Here is a 19,171-nt window from a genome sequence, read left to right as displayed (position 1 = left end):
TCATCAAGCGCGCCCGAAGGGATTCGAACCCCTAACCTTCTGATCCGTAGTCAGATGCTCTATCCGTTGAGCTACGGGCGCCGATGTTCAGTTGTGTCCCCGAAGGAACCGCGCGGAGGCGAGAGGATTTGAACCTCCGGTCCCCTTGAAGGGGGACAACTCATTAGCAGTGAGCCCCATTCGGCCGCTCTGGCACGCCTCCTTTGGACTTCCTGAGGGTACCCGACGCTGGGAACCCCCCGAGCCGCCGGAGGCTTAGCGTACACAGCCGCAACATATGCTGTCGAAGTGACCGCCCGCCTACGCCCCGTATTGGCCGGGTTGCCAGTCTACGTTCCCGGCAAAACAGTGCCGGGAGCCATCAAACTGGCCAGCAATGAGACGGTGTTCGGCCCCCTGCCCAGCGTGCGCGCGGCCATCGAACACGCCACCCAGTCGATCAACCGCTACCCCGACAACGGCTGCCTTGCGGTCAAGGCGGCGTTGGCCCGCCACGTCAGCTCGCTGAGCGCGGCGGACTTCGGCCCCGAGCACATCGCCGTCGGGTGCGGTTCGGTGAGTCTGTGCCAGCAGCTGGTGCAGATCACCGCGTCGGTGGGAGACGAGGTGATTTTCGGGTGGCGCAGCTTCGAGCTCTACCCACCCCAGGTGCAGGTGGCCGGCGCCACCGCCATTCAGGTGCCGCTGACCAACCACACCTTCGACCTCGAGGCGATGCTGGCCGCGGTGACCGAGCGCACCCGGCTGATCATCGTCTGCAACCCGAACAACCCGACGTCGACGGTGGTGCAGCCGGAGGCTCTCGCCGAGTTCGTTCGCTCGGTTCCGCCGCACATCCTGGTCGCCATCGACGAGGCCTACGTCGAGTACCTGCGCGACGGCACGGTTCCCGACAACCCGCACCTGGTCCGCACTCACAGCAACGTCGTGGTCTTGCGGACCTTCTCCAAGGCGTACGGCCTGGCGGGCCTGCGCGTCGGCTACGCGGTGGGGCAGCCCGACGTGATCGCCGCGCTGGACAAAGTCTACGTGCCGTTCACCGTGTCCAGCCTCGCCCAGGCCGCGGCCATCGCCTCGGTGCAGGCCGCCGATGAGCTGTTGGCCCGCACCGACGCGGTGGTGGCCGAACGCGGCAGGGTCAGCGCCGAACTGCGTGCCGCCGGCTTCACCGTGCCGCCGTCACAGGCCAACTTCGTGTGGCTACCGCTGGAAGACCGGACCACCGACTTCGTCACACAGGCCGCCAAGGCGCACATCGTGGTCCGCCCTTACGGGGCCGACGGGGTGCGAGTCGCCATTGCCGCTCCCGAAGAGAACGACGCCCTGCTGCGGTTCGCCCGCTGCTGGATCACCCACCGCGACGGTGCGCGATGAACGCCCGTGACACGTTCACCGAGTTCAAAAACCGTGTGGGTGCGATTCCGGATGCCGAGCTCGACGACTTCTGGGCGACCCTGGAACCGGCAAGCATCGACGGCATGATCGGCGAGTGGAAGGGCGGTGAGTTCGACACCGGTCACAAGATGAACGGGCAGTTGGAAAAGGCCCGCTGGTTCGGCAAGACCTTCACCTCCCCCACCGATGTGCAGCCGCTGGTGTGCCTGGACGCCGATGGGCAGAAGTTCTCCAACGTGGCGATGGGCAAGGGCGAGGCCAGCCTGTGGCTCGAGGACTTTCGGGGCGAAACCACCGCCACGATGGTCTACGACGGCCAGCCCGTGCACGACCACTTCAAGCGGATCGACGACGACGCGGTGATGGGCATCATGAACGGCAAAGGCGTTCTCGATAACGGCCGCTACTACTACTTCTATCTGGAACGGGTGTAGGGCCCGCGCAGAGGCGTCGAGGGTGCCTACCTGATCGGGTTGCGGCCGGTGAAGGCGACCAGCCGGTGCAGCCCGCGGACATCGTCGCCAACCTGGACCGGATCATCGAACCCGGCGGCACCGCGTTCGTGCGGCTGGATCAGGTTCTGCGCTAAACCCAGGACATAGTCGGCCAGCAAGTCCGGGACGTGAATGTCATGCCCCACCGCCGTCGCGTAGTCCCACGCGTGCACCAGGAATTCAATCGAGAACACCGAGACGGCCACCCTGGCGGGCATCGAGGCGGGGCCCAGCGGCACGTCGCCATCCATGCCGCGGCGATGCCAGGCATCCAGTGCCGGGCGCGCGGCGCTGACCACCTGGCCTTCCGGCGTGGAGGTGTGGTCGCGCATCGTGAATTCGGCGCCGGCCATACCGCCGAGGACCACGATGGAGTTCAGCAAGTGCCCAGTCAGCCCGGACACGTCGTACTCGGGGCACGGCGTTGGCCGGAACAGGTCACCATCTCCGATCGGGTGCAGCACCTGCTGCAGGACCGCCAGGGCGCGTTCGGCGCTGGCCAGCTCGTCGGTCGGCGGAGAATCTGGTCCGGGTCGCAAATCAGAGGCCATGTCCGCCACGCTACGGTCTGGACATGGGCGAAACATACGAATCTGTCACCGTCGAGATCAAAGACCAGGTCGCACAGGTGACGTTGATCGGGCCGGGCAAGGGCAATGCAATGGGGCCCGCTTTCTGGTCGGAGCTGCCGGAAGTCTTCGCGGCGCTGGACGCCGACCGTGATGTGCGGGCGATCGTCATCACCGGGTCGGGCAAGAACTTCAGTTACGGACTGGACGTGCCGGCGATGGGCGGAACTTTCGCCCCGCTGATGGCCGAAGGGGCGCTCGCGCGTCCCCGCACCGACTTTCATGCCGAGGTGCTGCGGATGCAGAAGGCGACCAATGCGGTCGCCGATTGCCGGACCCCGACCATCGCGTCGGTGCACGGCTGGTGCATTGGCGGCGGCGTCGACCTGATCTCGGCGGTGGACATGCGCTACGCGAGCGCCGATGCGAAGTTCTCGATACGCGAGGTCAAGCTCGCCATCGTCGCCGACATGGGCAGCCTGGCCCGCCTTCCGATGATCCTCAACGACGGGCATCTGCGGGAGCTGGCGCTGACCGGTCGGGATATCGACGCCGCTCGGGCCGAGAAGATCGGCCTGGTCAACCAGGTGTTCGAAGACGCCGATGCAACCTTGGCCACCGCCCACGCCACCGCCACCGAAATTGCCGCCAATCCCCCGCTGGCGGTGTACGGCGTCAAAGACGTCCTCGACCAGCAGCGCGCGTCGGCCGTCGCGGAAAACCTGCGCTACGTCGCGGCCTGGAATGCGGCGTTTCTGCCGTCCAAGGACCTCACCGAGGGAATATCGGCGACCTTCGCCAAGCGGCCTCCCCAGTTCACCGGGGAGTAGGCGGCGGCCTCCACGTACCCTCGCGGTGTGGCGAATATGACCGAAGACGGCAGGATTCGAGTCCCGGCCGACCTTGACGCCGTCACGGCGCTCGGTGCGGAAGATCACTCCGAAATCGACAGTGCGGCTATCGAGCGGATCTGGCAGGCCACTCGGTACTGGTACCAAGCCGGGATGCATCCGGCGATCCAGTTGTGCATCAGGCACAACGGCCGGGTGGTGCTCAACCGGGCGATTGGCCACGGCTGGGGTAACGCACCCAGCGATGCGCCCGACGCCGAGAAAATCCCGGTCAGCACCGATACACCGTTCTGTACGTATTCCTCGGCCAAGGCCATCACCGCCACGGTCGTGCACATGCTGGCCGAACGCGGGCACTTCTCGCTCGATGACCGCGTCTGCGAGTACATACCCAGCTACACCAGCCACGGCAAAGACCGCACCACCATCCGGCACGTGCTGACCCACAGTGCCGGCGTCCCCTTCCCCACCGGGCCCCGCCCCGACGTCACCCGGGCCGACGACCACGAGTACGCCGCACGCAAGCTGGGCGAGCTGGGCGAGCTGGGCGAGCTGCGGCCGCTCTACCCGCCGGGGCTGGTGCACATCTACCACGCGCTGACCTGGGGACCGTTGATGCGCGAGATCATCTGGGCCACCACCGGCAAGGAGATTCGCGACATCCTTGCCACCGAGATCCTCGACCCGCTGGGCTTTCGCTGGACCAACTTCGGCGTCGCCGAGGAGGACCTCCCGCTGGTGGCGCCCAGCCACGCCACCGGGCGCCCGTTGCCCCCGGTGATCGCCGCGGCGTTCCGCAAGGCGATCGGCGGCACCGTGCACGAGGTCATCCCCTACACGAACAAGCCGCTGTTCCTGCGCACCATCATCCCGTCGTCGAACACGGTGTCGACCGCCAACGAGCTGTCCCGTTTCATGGAGATCCTGCGCCGCGGTGGCGAACTCGACGGGGTTCGGATCATGGCGCCCGAAACGGTGCGCAGCGCGGCCACAGAATGCCGGCGTTTGCGGCCCGATTTCGCGACGGGACTCGCTCCCCTGCGCTGGGGAACCGGATTCATGTTGGGTTCAAACAGATTCGGACCGTTCGGCCGAAATGCACCGGCGGCCTTCGGACATCTCGGGCTGGTCAATATCGCCACCTGGGCCGACCCTGACCGCGGGCTATCGGTCGGCCTCATCAACAGCGGAAAGCCCGGCAGGGATCCCGACGCCAAACGCTACGTCGCCCTCAAGAATGCCATCACCGCTGAGATTCCCCCGAAAACCGTCGAGTGATGTCGCCGATCGGGGCCCGCGAATTTTAGTGAAAGTAACCTGATATGTAGTCCTTGGCGTTGAGCACACCCGAGGAATAGTCAGCTAATTGCCCGAAGCCGGAATCGCCCGTCCCGGTACTGAAGAATCCCGAATTGACCGCTCCCACATTGACAAATCCAGAAGTATTCCCAACGGGCGTTCCCGATGGGTAGACGGTGTTTCTGAATCCGGAATTATAGTTGCCATAGTTCAGGAATCCCGCATTGTTGCTTCCAATGTTCAGAACGCCCGAGTTACTGGTCATCCCGGCCTCGTGCCCGGCGCTGTCAGCACCCGAGTTATAAGTTCCCCTATTAGCGAATCCGGAGTTATAGTCACCGGTTCCCCTGATTCCCGAGTTTCCGGTTCCGGTATTCATGAATCCCGAATTCGCGACGTTCTGATCAACTGGACTGCCGATGCCCGTATTGAGATCCCCGGAGTCGAAAAAGCCCGTGTTACTGGCCCCCGAGTTGAAACCCCCCGTATTGTAGTTACCCGACCCTGCGTAACCGGTGTTCGAGTCGCCCGAGTTAAAGGCCAGTGTGTTCGAGCTTCCCGCATTGAAGCTGCCGGTGTTCGTGCTGCCGGCATTGAAGGCGGCGAAGTTGTTGTTCCCCGAATTGAAGAGCCCCGTGTTGACGTCACCCGAGTTGAACAAGCCCGTATTGAGGTTCCCGGAGTTGAAGAAACCCGTGTTGGTATCGCCGGAGTTTCCGATGCCCGTGTTGTGGGAACCCGAGTTGAACCAACCGGTGTTGGTAGTCGCGCTCGACCCACCCGAGTTGAACAGGCCCGTGTTGAGGTCGCCGGAATTTCCAATGCCCGCACTCAAGTTCGGGCCTCGCCCCGTGCCAAGACCCGAGTTGATGAAGCCCTTGTTCTCACTGCCCGAATTCAGGAAACCGACATTATTGTCACCCGAGTTGAAGAAGCCGATATTGTTGTTGCCCGAATTCCCGACACCAATATTTCCGGAGCCCGAGTTCAGGCCGCCGATGCCTATCTGACCATCTCCGGTCAGACCGAATCCGATATTGTTGTTGCCGCTGTTGCCGAAGCCAATATTGTTGTTGCCGGAGTTCCCGAAGCCGAAGTTTCCGGAACCGATATTCCCGCTGCCAAAATTCGAATTTCCGTAGTTTCCGCCGCCTACGTTGTGGTTGCCGCTGTTGCCGTTACCGAAATTGTGACCGCCGGTGTTGCCGCCGCCGAGATTGAAGTTGCCGGTATTCCCAATCCCAAAGTTGCCCTTGCCGATATTGCCGCTGCCCAGGTTGAGCTTGCCCGCGTTTCCCCAACCCGGGTTGAAACTACCGGTGTTGCCGCTGCCCAGGTTGATTCCACCGGTGTTTCCGCTGCCGAGGTTCAGGTTGCCGGCGTTACCCCAGCCCAGGTTCAGGTTCCCGGCGTTACCGAGACCGAGGTTCAGCAGGCCACGGTTGCCGATGGACAGGCCCGGGATGACAAAGCCGCCGAGGCGACCGCCAGCCACCGCCGAGCTGACCGACCGGCCAGACAGGCCCGCCAACATCCGATGAAACGGGGTCAACTGTTCGGCGGCCGCCGAGCTGGTCGAGTGATAACCGACCATCGCGGTCACGTCCTGCGCCCACATCTCCTCGTAGTCCGTCTCAACCGCCGCGATCGCGGGCGCGTTCTGCCCGAAGATGTTCGAGAGCGCCAGCGACACAAACTGAGCGCGGTTGGCCGCGACCAAGGCCGGGTGCACCGTGGCCGCGCGCACCGCCTCAAAGGCGCTTGCCACTACCCGGTCCTGGGCGGCGGCCTGTTCGGCCTGGCCCGCCAGGCCCTGCAACAGTCCCGCATGGGGAGTAGCTACTGCCGCCATCGCCGTCGCCGACGCGCCCTGCCAGGCCCCAGCCATCAGGTTTGCGGTCACCGACTCGAACGAGGACGCCGCCAGGCGTAACTCCGCAGCTAACCCATCCCAGGCCTGCGCGGCCGAGAACATCTGCCCCGAACCTGGACCGGAATAAATTCGCGCCGACGTTAATTCCGGCAGATCGACCAAGAAATTCACTAATGCTCTCCCTGTCCTCGAGGGGTGCCATTAATAACCAAATGCGCGGCAGTGCAGCGGCCGCCTTCTGCCACCACTTTCTATACGAAATGCCCTCCAATTGACAGTTTTTCGTGACAGCAACGGTGGCGTCGCCGGGGTTTTGATCCCGAAGTTACGGGACTCCGGAAGATGCCAAAATGCGACTACTCGGTTGCGAATACCCAGCCGCGAATGCTCAAACAAGAATGCGTAGATGCGAATACTCAAAGGCGCTGCCGAAAACTTGCCGGGGGTCGATCTTGCTCACGAAAATCCTCGGCCGGCAAAGTCTCTACGGCACGTGCGGGCCGTGCCAGCCGAATGCTCACCGCGCGGAAGTGCGGTCCGGGTGCCTTGCTACTGAGCCGCTACCGGGCTGCTATCGAGCCGCTACTGAACCGCTACTGAGCCGCTACTGAGCTCCGCATAGGGCGCGACCACGCGGTAGCGCGACCACCAGCACGGTCGCCGACGGCTCGATCGATCACATGGCGGTGGCGGAGGGATTTGAACCCCCGGACGGTTTTAGCCGTCTCTCGCTTTCAAGGCGAGTGCATTAGGCCGCTCTGCCACGCCACCGCTGCTAAGGGTAGCTGGGCCCGATTCCGAGGTAGTAGCGTGGCGTTCGTGCACGCCATCGTCGCCGAATCCGCGGATCATCTGGTTTGGCAGCAAGTACCCGATGTCACGGCCGGGGCAGGCGAGGTGGTCATCAAGGTCACCGCCGCCGGCGTCAACCGCGCGGACGTCTTGCAGGCCGCCGGCAAGTATCCCCCGCCGCCGGGAGCCAGCGAGATCATCGGCATGGAAGTCAGCGGCACCATCACCGATATCGGCGACGGTGTCACGGAATGGTCTGCTGGACAAGAGGTTTGCGCACTACTGGCCGGTGGTGGCTACGCCGAGTATGTGGCCGTTCCGGCCGGCCAGGTGCTACCGATGCCCCCCGGAGTCAGCCTGATCGACGCCGCGGCGCTGCCCGAGGTCGCCTGCACGGTGTGGTCGAACCTGGTGATGACCGCGCACCTGGGGCCGGGTGAGCTGGTGCTGATTCACGGTGGCGCCTGCGGCATCGGCAGCCACGCAATCCAGGTCTGCACCGCGTTGGGCGCCCGCGTGGCGGTCACCGCGGGGTCGTCCGAGAAGCTGCAGCTGTGTCGCGATCTGGGAGCCCAGATCACCATCAATTACCGCGACGAGGACTTCGTGGCGCGCCTGAAGCAAGAGACCGACGGTTCGGGTGCCGACGTGATCCTCGACATCATGGGCGCGGCCTACCTGGACCGCAACGTCGACGCGCTGGCCGTGGACGGACAGCTGGTGATCATCGGCATGCAGGGCGGGATCAAAGCGGAACTCAACCTGGGCAAACTGCTGACCAAACGTGCTCGCGTCATCGGCACCACGCTGCGGGCCCGGCCGCTGCAGGGCCCGAACGGCAAGGCCGTGATCGCCCAGGCCGTGACGGCCTCGGTCTGGCCGATGATCGCCAGCAACCGGGTGCGGCCCATCATCGGCTCCCGACTGCCCATCGGGCAGGCGGCACAGGCGCATCAACTGCTGCTGTCAGGTCAGAGCTACGGAAAGATCCTGCTCACCGTCGACGGCTAGCCCGAACGTAGGCCGTCGGGAAACCCCCAACCCCCGGGCTCAGCCCAACGAGGCCAGCGCACGCACCAGCTGGTCCACTTCGGCCATCGTCGAATAGTGGGCCAGCCCGACGGTCACCGCGCCGCCGACATCGTTGACGCCCAACACATCGAAAACCCGCGAACTGGAGTTGGAAACCGCCAGGATGCCGTTGTCGGCCAAGCGCTGCACCACCCGGTCGGCCGGCACGTCCTGCAGCGCGAAGCTGACCACCGGTATCCGCGCCTCCGGTCGGCCGATCAACATCACCAGCGGCAGCGACCGTAGCGAGACCATCAGGTAGTCGAAGATCCGGTTCAAGTAGGCCGACGCGGACTGCATCGATACCGACAGGCGCTCACGCCGCGTTCCGCGCGCCGACTCGTCGAGCGAGGCGAGGTATTCGATGCTGGCGACCACACCGGCCAGGAATCCGAATTGGTGTAAACCGGTCTCCAGCCGTTCCGGGCCGGTCGCGTGCGGATCGGTCGACACCGAGCTGAAGCTGTGCATGAGCGCCGGTTCCGGAAAGACCATCGCCCCGATGGGCGGACCGCCCCAGCCGACCGCGTTCATCGCGACCACGTCGGCCTCGGTCTCCTTGATGTCGAAAAGCCGGTAGGGCGCCGCGGCGGAATGGTCGACGACGACCAGGCCGCCGATGTCGTGAACCAGCTTGGTCATCGCCCGCAGATCGGTGACCGCGCCCAGGGTTCCCGAAGCCGAGGTGACGGCGACCAGCCGGGTCGACTTGCTGATCAGGCTCTCCCATTGCCAGGTCGGTAGCTCACCGGTCTCGATGTCGACCTCGGCCCACTTCACCTTGGCCCCGTAGCGGTGGGCGGCGCGCAGCCAGGGGGCGATGTTGGCTTCGTCGTCGAGGCGGCTGACGATCACCTCGTACCCCAGCCCCGCGCGTGAGGACGACGCCTCGGCCAGTGCCGACAACAGCACGGCACGGTCGGCGCCCAGCACCACACCGGCCGGGTCGGCGTTGACCAGATCGGCCACCGCCTCCCGCGCCGTTTGCAGCACGGCGGCGCTGCGCCGGGCGGACGGATGCGCGCCCGCGGTGCTAGCGGCCGAACGCCGGAAGGCCGTGGACACAGTGGTCGCGACCGAATCGGGAATGAGCATGCCGGCGGGTGCATCGAAATGCACCCACCCGTCGCCCAAGGACGGGTGCAGTCCACGCACCCGGGCGACGTCATATGCCATGCCTGCCACCTTAGAGAATCTAGCCACTCACGCGGATTGGTGACGTTTAGCGGGTGGCCCGGATCGTTCCAGACATTCCAACCGTTCCGGCTTCCGGAGCCAGGTCACCCGGCCCCGCCATACTAGTCGAGTGACCTTGTGGTTCGGAACGCTGATCGCATTGATCCTGCTGATCGCGCCGGGGACCCTCATCGCACGTATCGCGCAGCTCAGTTGGCCGATCGCTATCGCGGTGGGCCCGCCGCTGACCTACGGCGTGATCGCACTGGCGATCGTCCCCTACGGCGCGCTCGGCATCCCGTGGAACGGCTGGACAGCGCTGCTGGCGCTGGCGGTCGTGGCCGCGGCGGTAACGGGTTTCCAGCTGCTACTCGGCCGCTTTCGCGACAAGGAGGCAGAAGCCCGCGGTGTCAGCCGCGGCCCGGCGCTCACCGTCGCGGCGGGCGTGGCGCTGGGGACGCTGTTCATTGCCTGGGCGGCCTACCGGGGCATCCCGCACTGGCAGTCCATCCCCAGCACCTGGGACGCGGTCTGGCACGCCAACACCGTGCGCTTCATTCTCGACACCGGCCAGGCCTCCCCTACCCACATGGGCGAGCTGCGCAACGTCGAAACCCATGCGCTGCTGTACTACCCCTCGGTGTTTCATGGCCTGACCACGGTGTTCTGCCAACTCACCGGCGCGGCGCCCACCACCGGCTACACACTGAACTCGCTGGCCGCAGCGATCTGGCTGTTTCCGGTCAGCGCGGCAACGCTGACCTGGCGCGCGATGCGCGGCCACCTGACGGAATGGCGCACCGCGGGCTCCGCGGCGACAGCAGCGGCGCTGTCCGCATCGTTCACCGCGCTGCCCTACGTGGAATTCGGCACCGCGGCCATGCCCAATCTAGCCTCCTACGGCGTCGCGGTACCCGCGATGGTGTTGATCACCTCGACACCGCGGCACCGCGACCGCATTCCGATAGCGGTGCTGGCACTGGTGGGGGTGCTGTCGGTGCACATCGCGGGCGGCATGGTGGTCGTGCTCTTGGTCGCAGCCTGGTGGTTGTTCGAGGCGCTGTGGCATCCGGTGCGGGGCCGGCTGGCCGATCTGGCGACGCTGGCGGGGGTGGCCGCGATTTCCGGGTTGATCATGTTGCCGCAGTTCATCAGCGTGGAACAGCAGGAAGACATCATCGCCGGGCATTCGTTTCTCACCTACCTGAGCAAGAAGCGGGGCGTGTTCGATGCGGTGTTCCAGCATTCGCGCCATCTCAACGACTTCCCGGTGCAGTACGCGCTGATTGCGCTGGCCGCGATCGGCGGGTTCATTCTGCTGATCAAAAAGATTTGGTGGCCGCTGGCGGTGTGGCTGCTGCTGGTCGTCATGAACGTCAATGCGGGAACCCCCTTGGGCGGTCCGATCGATGCGATGGCCGGGTCGCTCGGCGAGTTCTTCTACAACGATCCACGCCGCATCGCGGCCGCCACCACGCTGCTGCTGATGCTGATGGCCGGCGTGGCTTTGTTCTGGATCGTCACGCTGGTGGTGGCGGCGGCGCGGGGACTCACGGATCGATTCCGGCCACTGCCCCAACCGTTCTGGGTCTCGGTCACCGTGGCGCTACTGCTGGGGGTCTGCCTGGTCAGCACCTGGCACTACTTTCCGCGCCATCGGTTCCTGTTCGGCGACAAGTACGACTCGGTGATGATCGACCAGAAGGACCTCGACGCCATGGCGTACCTGGCGACGCTGCCCGGCGCGCGCGACACCATGATCGGCAATGCCAACACCGACGGCACCGCCTGGATGTACGCCGTGGCGGGTCTGCATCCGTTGTGGACCCACTACGACTATCCCGTGCAGCAGGGGCCGGGATACCACCGGTTTATTTTCTGGGCCTACGCAGGTAGAGGCGATTCCGATCCCCGGGTAGTCGAGTCGATCAAGGTGCTCAATATTCGCTACATCCTGACCAGCAGCCCGACGGTCAGAGGGTTCGCCGTTCCCGACGGGCTAGTCTCTCTGGAGAATTCCCCGTCGTGGAAGAAAATTTACGACAACGGTGGAGCCCGAATTTACGAGTGGAGCGGCAAGACCGCACAGACGCACTCCAAGTAGGTACGTAAGAGGATGGTGACTGGATTGAGTACCGGCAACGATGACCCGGAGGCCGAGGACGTCGAGGTCATCGGTGGCATCGACCCGAGGCTCATGGCGGTAACCGACGAAGACTCCGACGAGCGCTCACTGACCGACCTGGTGGAACAGCCCGCCAAGGTGATGCGCATCGGCACCATGATCAAGCAACTGCTCGAAGAGGTCCGGGCCGCACCGCTAGATGAAGCCAGCCGCAACCGGTTGCGCGACATCCATGCCACCAGCATCCGCGAACTCGAAGACGGTCTGGCACCCGAACTGCGCGAAGAGCTCGACCGGCTGACCCTGCCGTTCAACGAGGACTCAGCGCCGTCGGACGCGGAGTTGCGCATCGCACAGGCGCAACTGGTCGGATGGCTCGAAGGGCTGTTCCACGGCATCCAGACCGCCCTGTTCGCCCAACAGATGGCAGCGCGCGCGCAGCTGGAGCAGATGCGCCAGGGTGCGCTGCCTCCAGGCATCGGCAAACCGGGACCCCACGGTCACGGCACCGGACAGTACCTCTAGACCGTGTCTGAACTGCCACGGATCGAAACCCGCGACGCGTGGGTCGAATTCCCCATCTTCGATGCCAAGTCGCGCTCGCTGAAGAAGGCCTTCCTGGGCAAGGCCGGCGGTTCCATCGGCCGCAACAGCTCCAACGTCGTCGTCATCGAGGCCCTGCGGGACATCACCATGTCCCTGGAACACGGTGACCGGGTCGGCTTGGTCGGCCACAACGGGGCCGGAAAATCCACGCTGCTGCGCTTGTTGTCCGGCATCTACGAGCCGACCCGTGGGCTGGCCAAGGTCACCGGCCGGGTGGCGCCGGTCTTCGACCTGGGGATCGGCATGGACCCCGAGATCTCCGGCTACGAGAACATCATCATCCGCGGCCTGTTCCTGGGGCAGACCCGCAAGCAGATGCTGGCCAAGGTCGACGAAATCGCCGAATTCACCGAGTTGGGCGACTACCTGTCCATGCCATTGCGCACCTATTCCACCGGCATGCGCGTCCGGCTGGCCATGGGCGTGGTGACCAGCATCGACCCGGAAATCCTGCTGCTTGACGAAGGCATTGGCGCGGTGGACGCGGAGTTCCTCAAGAAGGCCCAGTCCCGGCTGCAGAGTTTGGTGGAGCGTTCCGGAATCCTGGTTTTTGCAAGCCATTCCAACGAGTTCCTGGCGCGGCTGTGCAAGACGGCGATGTGGATCGACCACGGCGAGATCAAGCTCAGCGGCGGGATCGAGGACGTCGTGCGGGCCTACGAGGGCGAAGACGCGGCCCGCCACGTGCGCGACGTGCTGGCCGAAACGCAGCGTGACAACGTCGCTCAACAGCCGCTGGCGCACAAAGCTTCCGGGGATGAGTGACACCGTCATCGCCGTCGTGGTCACCCACCGGCGCCCCGATGAGCTGGCCAAGTCGCTGGACGTGCTGAGCACCCAGACCAGGTTGCCCGATCACCTGATCGTGATCGACAACGACGCTGCCGAGGACTCCGGCGCCAACCGGGTTGGCGATCTTGTTGCGGGACAACCGATCCCCACCACCTACTTGAAGTCACGTCGAAACCTCGGCGGCGCGGGCGGTTTCGCGCTCGGCATGTTGCACGCGCTGGCGCTGGGGGCCGACTGGGTGTGGCTGGCCGACGACGACGGGCGCCCCCGGGACACCGGCGTATTGGCGACCCTGTTGGCATGCGCCGAAAAGTACGGGCTGGCCGAAGTGTCGCCGGTCGTCTGCAACATGGACGACCCGCAGCGCCTGGCCTTTCCGTTGCGGCGTGGCCTGGTGTGGCGCAGGCACGCCAGCGAATTGCGCACCGAGGCGGGCCAGGAGTTGCTGGCAGGAATAGCCTCGCTGTTCAACGGAGCGCTGTTCCGCGCGTCGACGCTGGAAGCGATCGGCGTCCCGGACCTGAGGCTTTTCATCCGGGGTGACGAGGTGGAGATCCACCGCCGGCTGGTTCGGTCCGGACTACCCTTCGGAACCTGCCTGGACACGGCCTATCTGCACCCGTGCGGATCGGACGAGTTCAAACCGATCCTCGGCGGCCGGATGCACACCCAATACCCTGACGACCCCGGCAAACGGTTCTTCACCTACCGCAACCGCGGCTACGTGTTGTCTCAGCCCGGCCTGCGTAAGTTGCTGCCCCAAGAGTGGCTGAGGTTCGGCTGGTTCTTCCTGGTGACCCGCCACGACCCCAAGGGTCTGCGGGAGTGGATTCGGTTGCGCCGCTTGGGGCGTCACGAGAAGTTCGGAAAGCCCGATCTTGGAGGATCCAGATGACGTTCATCGACGCGGCGGCCCAGTCCAGGACGTTCGCCCGCGCCCGGGGTGACCTGCTGGAGGGCTTTCGGCGCCACGAGCTGTGGTTGCACCTGGGCTGGCAGGACATCAAACAGCGCTACCGCAGATCGGTGCTGGGGCCGTTCTGGATCACCATCGCGACCGGCACCACCGCCCTGGCGATGGGCGGGCTGTATTCCAAGCTCTTCCACCTCGAGCTGTCCGCACATCTGCCCTACGTCACCCTGGGGCTGATCATCTGGAATCTGATCAACGCGGCCATCCTGGACGGCGCCGACGTCTTCGTCTCCAACGAAGGCTTGATCAAACAGCTGCCGGCACCGTTGAGCGTGCACGTCTACCGGCTGGTTTGGCGGCAGATGATCTTTTTCGCACACAACATCGTGATCTACTTCGTCGTCGCGATCATCTTTCCCAAGCCGTGGTCCTGGGCGGACCTGTCGGTGGTGCCGGCGCTGGGGTTGATCGTGCTCAATTGTGTATGGGTGTCATTATGTTTCGGCATCCTGGCGACTCGCTATCGCGACATCGCACCGCTGCTCAATTCGCTGGTGCAGCTGCTGTTCTTCATGACGCCGATCATCTGGAACGACGAGACCCTGCACCGCCAGGGCGCGGGCCGGTGGGCACGCATTGTCGAACTCAATCCCCTGCTGCACTACCTCGACATCGTCCGCGCGCCATTGCTGGGTGCCCATCAAGAGCTGAGGCACTGGCTGGTGGTGATCGCACTGACGATCGTCGGCTGGGTGCTGGCGGCGTTCGCGATGCGGCAATACCGCGCGCGGGTGCCCTACTGGGTGTAGCGCCGCCAGCGGTATCAACCCAACCCGTCTTGGTGCTTTGCCTATCAGCCGCCGCCGGTTTGGTGCCGTAGCCGGGGCAGGCTGTAGAAACGCCAGGTCACATCCAGCACGGCGGCCAGCAAGCGCCCGGGCAACCACGCCGGGGTGTCGAAGCTGATCGAGTAGTCCAGCTGTGTGCCGCGTCCGGGGACGGCGGTGAGTTCGATGCGGCCGAAATGATTGCGCACCGGGCCGCGAATGGTCCGATATTCGATCAGCCGCGCCGGCCGGTGACCGACAATCTCCTCCTGGATCGGCCAGACGCCCAACGCGCGTTGCGCCCGGACCGACCGCAGACCGTCCGGCGCACGGGGATGCACCCCGGCCCGCACCCGCCGGTGGCGTACCGGCCACAAAGTCGCCCAATGGTGGGTGAGCACGTCGAAGGTCCACTCAGGTGGAGCGTCGAGTTCGACGGTGTATTGCAGGCGGTGCCGCCCGACCGGGGCGGTAGCCGCGGTGTCCGGCGGGCACTCGTCGAGGCGCGCGGAAAACCAGTCACGTAGGAACGGAAACACGTCCGCACTCGCCGAGGGATGCGGCAGCGGGGATTCGTGGTTGTGATTGCGGGCGAATCCGTGGCGGCGTGCGGCGGATTGGATGCGCCGGTCAGCGTTGCCGAATGCCTGCGCAAGCCGCTTGCAGCGCCCAGCGGGGGCGATGACGTCGCGGGGAGCTGTGATGGCCAGTGCGGGCACGTGTACGGCCTGCAGCGCCGCCGACAACTCGCCGCCAGCGCGTTCGGCACGGCCCCAGGAGATCGCGTCTTGGAAGGCGGCCACTGGCTCGTCTTCGGGACCGAGCCGAAACAGCCGGGCCGGGAACATACCGCGCCACATGCTGGCCTGCACGGTCGCGGCCACCACCCGATTCGCCAGCAACGGGATATCGACGGCGCTTTCCACCAACACCAGCCCCGCGACCTGCGCTTGTTGCATCGTCTGTGCGGCGGCGCGGGCCAATGCCACCCCACCAAACGAGTGCGCCACCCAGAATGCCGGACGACCGTTGTGGGTGGCGATCAGCCGTTGGACGGCCGACAGATCGATGCGAACCATCTCCTCCCAGCCCGCGCGGACCCCGGTATCGACGGCTACCCCACCTGCTCCGCGCCGCTCGACGATCCATACGTCCAGGCCGCTATCGGCCAGTGCTTCGGCCAGCCCACCCCCACCCGGCCACAAATACAGACGACGGTTGTCGAACATCCCGGGGAGCAGCACCACCGGAGATCCCTGACCCGCACCGACTCGGGTGACCCGAAACCGGCCCCCGTCTGCGACGGTCATTGCGGTGCTCTGCACTGGTTGCCGCCAATGCTGCTCGCTGATCCATTCAGCCAGCTCTGAATCGTCGTTCATGGTCTCCTAAGTCGCCGACCGTAGTCGTGGCATTCGTCGCGGCGGCATTGGTCCTGCGCCGGCCCTTCGCGAGTCCGTCGGGGAGTTGCCCACCGTACCGACCGGACATCTGGCAGCCATTCTTCTATGACCGCGATGAGGGCGACCCACACCGTCCAAAAACTTCTTGCCCCAATTCAGGAAACATCGGGTCTTATACCGCTACCATCTGAGTTTCGTTGATGGTCACCTCCGGTGAATTCCGGGCGGTGTGGTCTTGGTCCGTTCCGGGGTGGGGTGATCAGTGATGTCTTATCTGGTGGTTTCTGCGCAGGAGCTGGAGTCGGCGGCCGCGCTACTGGCTGGTGTCGGTTCCAATGTTGGTGCGGCCAGTTCGGCTGCGGCGGGTCCGACCGCGACGGTGTTGGGCGCGTTGGGTGCCGATGAGGTGTCGGCAGCGGTGGCGGGGTTGTTCGGTGGCCACGCTCAGGCCTATCAAGCGGTCAGTGCGCAGGCGGCGGCGTTTCATCAGCGGTTCGTGGCGGCGTTGGCCGCGGCCGCGGGCTCCTATGGCCGGACCGAGGCCGCTGGTGCGGCGGTGTTGCAGACCGTCGGCGACGATGTGCTCGGTGCGGTGAACGCGCCGACGATCGCGGTGTTGGGGCGCCCGTTGATCGGTGACGGTGTTGACGCGGCCGCGGGCAGCGGCCACAACGGCGGGGCGGGCGGCCTCTTGTGGGGCAACGGCGGCAACGGCGGGGCCGGGGCGGCGGGTCAGGCCGCTGGCCGCGGTGGCGACGCCGGGTTGATCGGGGACTCGGCGGGGCCGGCGGCACCAGCGGCGACGGCACCGACACCGCCGCCCACGGCATCAACGGCACCACCCCCACCACCACCACCAACGGCAGCGGCGGACGCGGCGGAGACGGCTACACCTCCACCGACCCCACCCTCAACGGCGGCAACGGCGGCACCGGCGGAAACGGCGGCAACGGCGCCACCGGCACCAACCCCACCCCCCACCCCGTCACCAGCACCGCCACCTCCGGAACCGACGGCACCACCACCAACGGCGGAAACGGTACGACCGGCAGCGACGGCACCACCGCGGGACAACAAGGCGGCACCGGCGGCGACGGCTACAACAGCGGCGGCCAGGGCGACACGAATCCCTTCGGAGGTAATGGCGGAACCGGCGGTATCGACGGCCCCGGCACCCAAGGCGGCGCCGGCGGCACCGGCGGCACCGGTCCCCTGGTAGGCGGCTGGGGCGGCGACGGCGGAGCAGGCGGCGACGGCGGCGGCGCAGGCGGCGACGGCGGCACGTCGTCCGGCGCCAACGGATTCACCGGCCAAGCCGGCGACGGCGGCAACGGTAGCAATGGCGGCGCGGGCGGAGCAGGCGGGTCCGGCGGCCTCTACGGCAACGGCGGCAACGGCGGTACAGGTGGCGCCGGAGGCGACGGCGGCACCGGAGCCACCGGGGGCACCGGAGGCATCGGCGGCAACGGCGGCGACTCCACCGGCAACAGCCTCTCGTCGCTCCCCGGGAACGGTGGCGACGGCGGGGACGGAGGCACCGGCGGCACGGGAGGCACCGGAGGCAACGGCGGCGACGGCGGCGCCGCGGGTGCTGGCGGCAGCTACGGACAATCCGGCACCAACGGCACCGGCGGCGCAGCCGGCAACGGCGGGACCGGCGGTGAGGGCGGTGCCGGTGGCGACGGCGGCAGCGGCGGCGTTAGCTACGACCCCGTCGACCCCCGTCCCCCCTACGGCACCAGCGGCCTGTCCGGGGATACCGGGGCCACAGGATCTACCGGCCAAGCCGGTATGGCCGGCACCTCCCCCGGCACCGGTACCCCGGGCCCCGGAGGCTCCGGCGGCGATGGCACCGGAGCCAACGGTGGCGACGGCGGACCTGGGTTCCCCTGATACGCGACACCCGCCTACGGAGTAACCACCGGTGGGCCTGGCCAGTTGGCACAGCGCCGCGGCCCGGCAGAATCCTTACTTTTCGCGCGCACCCGAGATTTCGGCATCTATCAACCGCCCGACCCTTCACTCGCGGGCTGCGAGCCGGCCTGTTGGATCTGAATGAGATTGCCGCAGGTGTCGTCGAGAACCGCGGTGGTCACCGGCCCCATCTCGGTGGGTTCCTGGGTAAAGCGAACACCGAGGGCCCGGAGTCGGTCGAACTCGGCTTGCACGTTGTCGACCGCGAAGGCCGTGAACGGAATCCCGTCGGAGCTCAGCGCGTCCTTGAACGGCTTGGCCGCCGGGTGCTCGTCGGGCTCGAGGACCAGCTCGGTGCCGTCGGGGTCCTCCGGTGAGACAACGGTAATCCATCGGAACTGGCCCATCGGAACGTCGTGTTTGGTCTGGAAACCGAGGATTTCGGTGTAGAAGCGCAGTGCCTTGTCTTGGTCGTCGACCAGGACACTGGCCAGATTGATCCTCATGTAGTCCCTCTTCCGGAGTCGGCGGTATCGATGCGCCACCTCTTGGCGATCTGGCCAAGGGGAGCGGTGTTGAGATAGTGGAATTTTTGCCGGCCGCCGCGCTGCGTTTCGATCAACCCAGCCGCCTCCAGCACATCGAGGTGCTGCGAAATCGCCTGTCGTGTCGAACAAATCCCATGTTTCGTAGTCAGACGAGCGCAGATCTCGAAGAGAGTTTGGCCGTTCCGGTCGGTCAGCTCGCCGAGGATGACACGCCGGGTGGGATCCGCCAGCGCCTTGAAGACATCGCCCACCTCCCGCACGATATGCAAGCCGTTACTTGCCTGTCAACGGATAAGGGTTTGCCGGCCGCTCACGCCCAGGTGGGCAATCGTTACCCAAACTCGGAAACGTGTGTTATCATTTTGCTAGTGAGTGCTGTGCCCATGGTGCTGTGCCCATGGTGCTGTGCCCATGGTGCTGTGCCCATGGTGCTGTGCCCATGGTGCTGTGCCCATGGTGCTGTGCCCATGGTGCTGTGCCCATGGTGCTGTGCCCATGGTGCTGTGCCCATGGTGCTGTGCCC

16 protein-coding genes, 3 tRNA genes and 1 pseudogene are annotated in these 19,171 nt (G+C 65.8%); 11 read left to right on the top strand and 9 right to left on the bottom strand.

The window, feature by feature from the left end; translation table 11 throughout:
* Positions 1–8: 8 nt before the first annotated feature.
* Together MMSP_RS04060 and MMSP_RS04055 are read right to left on the bottom strand one after the other, a co-directional pair.
* Positions 9–81 (bottom strand) — tRNA-Arg (locus tag MMSP_RS04060).
* Positions 82–113: 32 nt separating this feature from the next.
* Positions 114–202 (bottom strand) — tRNA-Ser (locus MMSP_RS04055).
* Positions 203–288: 86 nt separating this feature from the next.
* Here MMSP_RS04055 and MMSP_RS04050 point away from each other — a divergent pair.
* Together MMSP_RS04050 and MMSP_RS04045 are read left to right on the top strand one after the other, a co-directional pair.
* The gene (locus MMSP_RS04050) at positions 289–1,374 is read left to right on the top strand and encodes a pyridoxal phosphate-dependent aminotransferase (RefSeq protein ID WP_036426132.1); all 1,086 of its coding nucleotides are present in this window, start codon (positions 289–291) and stop codon (positions 1,372–1,374) included.
* Positions 1,371–1,829: a DUF4334 domain-containing protein gene (locus MMSP_RS04045; RefSeq protein ID WP_015357607.1), complete on the top strand. Its 459-nt coding sequence runs from the start codon at positions 1,371–1,373 to the stop codon at positions 1,827–1,829. Before MMSP_RS04050 ends, MMSP_RS04045 begins: the two co-directional genes overlap by 4 nt.
* Positions 1,830–1,855: 26 nt before the next feature.
* On the opposite strand, the gene MMSP_RS04040 is transcribed toward MMSP_RS04045, so the two are convergent.
* Positions 1,856–2,440, bottom strand: coding sequence for a TIGR03086 family metal-binding protein (locus MMSP_RS04040; protein WP_036426128.1), 585 nt, complete (start codon positions 2,438–2,440; stop codon positions 1,856–1,858).
* A 23-nt stretch (positions 2,441–2,463) separates the two neighbouring features.
* Between MMSP_RS04040 and MMSP_RS04035 the strand changes: the two genes are divergently transcribed.
* Both MMSP_RS04035 and lipE read left to right on the top strand, forming a co-directional pair.
* Positions 2,464–3,288 (top strand): crotonase/enoyl-CoA hydratase family protein, encoded by an 825-nt coding sequence (locus MMSP_RS04035; RefSeq protein ID WP_020785579.1) that lies wholly within the window; start codon positions 2,464–2,466, stop codon positions 3,286–3,288.
* A 36-nt stretch (positions 3,289–3,324) separates the two neighbouring features.
* The gene (gene lipE / locus MMSP_RS04030) at positions 3,325–4,587 is read left to right on the top strand and encodes a lipase LipE (RefSeq protein ID WP_020785578.1); all 1,263 of its coding nucleotides are present in this window, start codon (positions 3,325–3,327) and stop codon (positions 4,585–4,587) included.
* A gap of 25 nt (positions 4,588–4,612) precedes the next feature.
* On the opposite strand, the gene MMSP_RS04025 is transcribed toward lipE, so the two are convergent.
* Positions 4,613–6,652 (bottom strand): PPE family protein, encoded by a 2,040-nt coding sequence (locus tag MMSP_RS04025; RefSeq protein WP_020785577.1) that lies wholly within the window; start codon positions 6,650–6,652, stop codon positions 4,613–4,615.
* A gap of 510 nt (positions 6,653–7,162) precedes the next feature.
* A tRNA-Ser gene (locus tag MMSP_RS04020) sits at positions 7,163–7,252 on the bottom strand.
* Positions 7,253–7,291: 39 nt separating this feature from the next.
* Between MMSP_RS04020 and MMSP_RS04015 the strand changes: the two genes are divergently transcribed.
* Positions 7,292–8,284 (top strand): NAD(P)H-quinone oxidoreductase, encoded by a 993-nt coding sequence (locus MMSP_RS04015; RefSeq protein ID WP_020785576.1) that lies wholly within the window; start codon positions 7,292–7,294, stop codon positions 8,282–8,284.
* 39 nt (positions 8,285–8,323) lie between these two features.
* Here MMSP_RS04015 and MMSP_RS04010 read toward each other — a convergent pair whose 3' ends face one another.
* Positions 8,324–9,520: a cysteine desulfurase-like protein gene (locus MMSP_RS04010; protein WP_020785575.1), complete on the bottom strand. Its 1,197-nt coding sequence runs from the start codon at positions 9,518–9,520 to the stop codon at positions 8,324–8,326.
* Positions 9,521–9,650: 130 nt separating this feature from the next.
* Here MMSP_RS04010 and MMSP_RS04005 point away from each other — a divergent pair, with 130 nt between their 5' ends.
* The 5 genes from MMSP_RS04005 to MMSP_RS03985 are packed head-to-tail and all read left to right on the top strand — an operon-like array spanning position 9,651 to position 14,765.
* Complete coding sequence (locus MMSP_RS04005; protein ID WP_020785574.1) at positions 9,651–11,624, top strand: DUF6541 family protein; 1,974 nt, start codon at positions 9,651–9,653, stop codon at positions 11,622–11,624.
* A 12-nt stretch (positions 11,625–11,636) separates the two neighbouring features.
* The gene (locus MMSP_RS04000) at positions 11,637–12,170 is read left to right on the top strand and encodes a bacterial proteasome activator family protein (protein ID WP_012396839.1); all 534 of its coding nucleotides are present in this window, start codon (positions 11,637–11,639) and stop codon (positions 12,168–12,170) included.
* A gap of 3 nt (positions 12,171–12,173) precedes the next feature.
* The gene (locus tag MMSP_RS03995; protein WP_015357613.1) at positions 12,174–13,016 is read left to right on the top strand and encodes an ABC transporter ATP-binding protein; all 843 of its coding nucleotides are present in this window, start codon (positions 12,174–12,176) and stop codon (positions 13,014–13,016) included.
* The gene (locus MMSP_RS03990; RefSeq protein ID WP_020785573.1) at positions 13,009–13,938 is read left to right on the top strand and encodes a glycosyltransferase; all 930 of its coding nucleotides are present in this window, start codon (positions 13,009–13,011) and stop codon (positions 13,936–13,938) included. Before MMSP_RS03995 ends, MMSP_RS03990 begins: the two co-directional genes overlap by 8 nt.
* On the top strand, positions 13,935–14,765 hold the full coding sequence (locus tag MMSP_RS03985) for an ABC transporter permease (RefSeq protein WP_015357615.1): 831 nt from the start codon (positions 13,935–13,937) through the stop codon (positions 14,763–14,765). The genes MMSP_RS03990 and MMSP_RS03985 overlap by 4 nt, the downstream gene beginning before the upstream one ends.
* A gap of 44 nt (positions 14,766–14,809) precedes the next feature.
* Here MMSP_RS03985 and MMSP_RS03980 read toward each other — a convergent pair whose 3' ends face one another.
* The gene (locus MMSP_RS03980; protein ID WP_020785572.1) at positions 14,810–16,165 is read right to left on the bottom strand and encodes an alpha/beta fold hydrolase; all 1,356 of its coding nucleotides are present in this window, start codon (positions 16,163–16,165) and stop codon (positions 14,810–14,812) included.
* 286 nt (positions 16,166–16,451) lie between these two features.
* Between MMSP_RS03980 and MMSP_RS03975 the strand changes: the two are divergent.
* A pseudogene (locus MMSP_RS03975) lies at positions 16,452–18,079 on the top strand (PE family protein).
* Between the two features lie 110 nt (positions 18,080–18,189).
* On the opposite strand, the gene MMSP_RS03970 reads toward MMSP_RS03975, so the two are convergent.
* Positions 18,190–18,606: a VOC family protein gene (locus tag MMSP_RS03970; protein WP_011738480.1), complete on the bottom strand. Its 417-nt coding sequence runs from the start codon at positions 18,604–18,606 to the stop codon at positions 18,190–18,192.
* Complete coding sequence (locus MMSP_RS03965) at positions 18,603–18,908, bottom strand: helix-turn-helix transcriptional regulator (RefSeq protein WP_011738479.1); 306 nt, start codon at positions 18,906–18,908, stop codon at positions 18,603–18,605. Before MMSP_RS03965 ends, MMSP_RS03970 begins: the two co-directional genes overlap by 4 nt.
* Between the last annotated feature and the right edge of the window lie 263 nt (positions 18,909–19,171).

Origin of the sequence: Mycobacterium sp. 012931, assembly GCF_000419295.1 — a bacterium.
Classification (GTDB): domain Bacteria; phylum Actinomycetota; class Actinomycetes; order Mycobacteriales; family Mycobacteriaceae; genus Mycobacterium; species Mycobacterium marinum.
The sequence above is the reverse complement of the archived record's forward strand: the minus strand, read 5'-3'. Positions and strand labels throughout refer to the sequence as shown.